General features: G+C 66.6%; 1 protein-coding gene and 2 pseudogenes. All 3 read left to right on the forward strand.

From position 1 onward, the window contains the following. A pseudogene (locus AC1D01_RS30300) lies at positions 1-545 on the forward strand (ABC transporter substrate-binding protein); the annotation flags it as partial. 3 nt (positions 546-548) lie between these two features. Further along, positions 549-1,532, forward strand: a complete 984-nt coding sequence (locus AC1D01_RS30305; RefSeq protein WP_477873038.1) for an ABC transporter permease — start codon at positions 549-551, stop codon at positions 1,530-1,532. 21 nt (positions 1,533-1,553) lie between these two features. After that, positions 1,554-2,425: pseudogene (locus AC1D01_RS30310) on the forward strand (ABC transporter permease); the annotation flags it as partial.

Genomic DNA, 2,425 nt, shown 5'->3' on the forward strand with positions numbered 1-2,425 from the left:
ACTTCAACCAGTACCAGGACAAGACGCTGAAGGGCAAGCACCAGATCTTCTGGGCCGGCTGGCTCGCCGACTACCCCGATGCGGAGAACTTCCTGTTCCTGCTGTACGGGCCCAACTCGAAGAGCCGGCACGAAGGCGAGAACATCGCCAACTACGACAACCCCGAGTACGACAAGCGCTACAAGCAGCTGCAGTTGCTGGAAGACGGTCCGCAGAAGCAGAAGGTGATCGACGAGATGGTCGACATCGCGCGCAAGGACGCGGTCTGGTCGTTCGGCTACTACCCGTATGCGGCAGGCGCCTACCAGCAGTGGGTCTACAACGGCAAGCCGACCATCATGATCCGCGACATGGTGCGCTACCACCGGCTCGACCCGGTGCTGCGCACCGCGAAGCAGGCCGAGTGGAACCACCCGGTGTACTGGCCGCTGCTGCTGATCGCGGCGGCGCTTGCGCTGCTCGCCTGGATCGCGCGGCGTGGCTTCATCGCCCGCGAACGCGCCAACGCCCTGGCCGGCGTCGCCACCCGTCCCGCGAAAGCCTGACCGATGCTGAACTACGTGATCCGCCGTGGCTTCTACGGCTTCCTGATCCTGCTCGGAGTCAACCTGTTCACCTTCCTGCTGTTCTTCACCGTCAACACGCCCGACGACATGGCGCGCCTGAACATCGGCGGCAAGCGCGTCACGCAGGAGCAGATCGAGAAGTGGAAGACCGAGCGCGGCTACGACAAGCCGCTGTACGTCAACGACAAGGCGAGCGGCCTCGAGCGCATCACCGACACCGTGTTCTGGGACCGCTCGGTCTCGCTGCTGGCGCTGAAGTTCGGCCGGTCCGATGCGCGCAGCGCCACCGACGTCGGCCATGAGATCCGCACCCGCATGTGGGTCAGCCTGCAGCTCGCGGTGCCGCTGTTCCTGCTGCAGGTCTTCGCGAGCGTGGGCTTCGCGCTGCTGCTGGTGTTCTTCAAGAACTCGCGCATCGACTTCTGGGGCGTGGTTGCCTGCGTGCTGATGCTGTCGATCAGCAGCCTGTTCTACATCATCGTCGGCCAGTTCCTGTTCTCGCGCATGTTCCGGCTGGTGCCGATCTCGGGCTTCGCGCCGGGGCTCGATGCGGTGCGCTTCCTGATCCTGCCGGTGATCCTGTCGCTGCTGTCGCGCCTGGGCGGGGAAGGGCGGCTGTACCGCGCGATGTTCCTCGAGGAGATCGGCCGCGACTACGTGCGCACCGCGCGCGCCAAGGGCCTGAGCGAGCCGCGCGTGCTGTTCCGCCACGTGCTGCCGAACGCGCTGATCCCGATCATCACCAGTGCCGGCAGCTACCTGCCCTACGTGTTCCTCGGCAGCCTGGTGTTCGAGAGCTTCTTCGGCATCCCGGGCCTGGGGGCCTACGTGATCGATGCGATCTCGGGGCAGGACTTCGCGATCCTGCGCTCCATCGTCTTCATCGGCTCGCTGCTGTACATCGGCACCTACATCCTCATCGACATCGCGTACACCTGGGTCGATCCCCGGGTCCGGCTCAGCTGAGCGCGCACCGGGACTGAACTCATGCCGAAGATTGTTTTCCTGTGGTCGGACGTGGTGGTGATGCTGCTCGTGCTCGCCTTGCTCGTGTACGGCTGGCGGATCCACCGCAGCCCCAACCTGCGCGCCTCGTGGCTGAAGGTGTTCCGCGATCCGCCGGCGATGTGCTCGGCGGTGATCCTGCTGGTGTTCCTCGGCGTTGCGGTGGTCGACAGCGTGCACTTCCGGCGCGCGCTGCAGAACGCCGCGAGCGCCGGCGCGCAGCAGGCGCAGGCCTACAGCACGCGCACCGAATCGCTGCTCGACGTGGTGCTCTCGACGCAGGTCGACGGGCGCGAGACCACCTATTCGGCACCGCTCGCCACGCGTGCCTTCACGAAGGATTCGCGCGAGGTCAACGGCCGCACCGAGCGCATCTTCCCGCGGCTCGACCACGGCGGTGCGCACCTGAAGGACGACGCGGCCGAGTGGGCCGGCGACGTGACGGGGCGCGCCCTGCTGGGCCTCGTGATCGGCCTGCTGGTCGGGCTGGCCATCGTGTCGGCGGTGGCCGCGGTGGTCGCGCGCGTCAACGGCTGGACCTGGCGCCAGGCCTGGCACCAGCTGCTGCACAACCACACCGACCTGCCGCTGCGCGCCGGGCTGATCACCGTGCTGGCACTGTGCGCGATCTTCGGGCCGGTGTTCGCACTCGCGACGCAGTACCACGTGTTCGGCACCGACCGCACCGGCAACGACGTGCTGTACCAGGCCTTCAAGAGCATCCGCACCGCGTTCGTGATCGGCAGCCTGTCCACGGTGGCAACACTTCCGCTCGCGGTCGCGCTCGGCATCCTGGCCGGCTATTTCAAGGGCTGGATCGACGAGGTGATCCAGTACCTCTACACGACGCTGTC

This window comes from Rhizobacter sp. P3_B12 (assembly GCF_056402895.1).

Excerpts from the sequence above, each read along its gene's own strand:
- AC1D01_RS30305 (WP_477873038.1), top strand. The coding sequence starts at position 549 with ATGCTGAACTACGTGATCCGCCGTGGCTTCTACGGCTTCCTGATCCTG.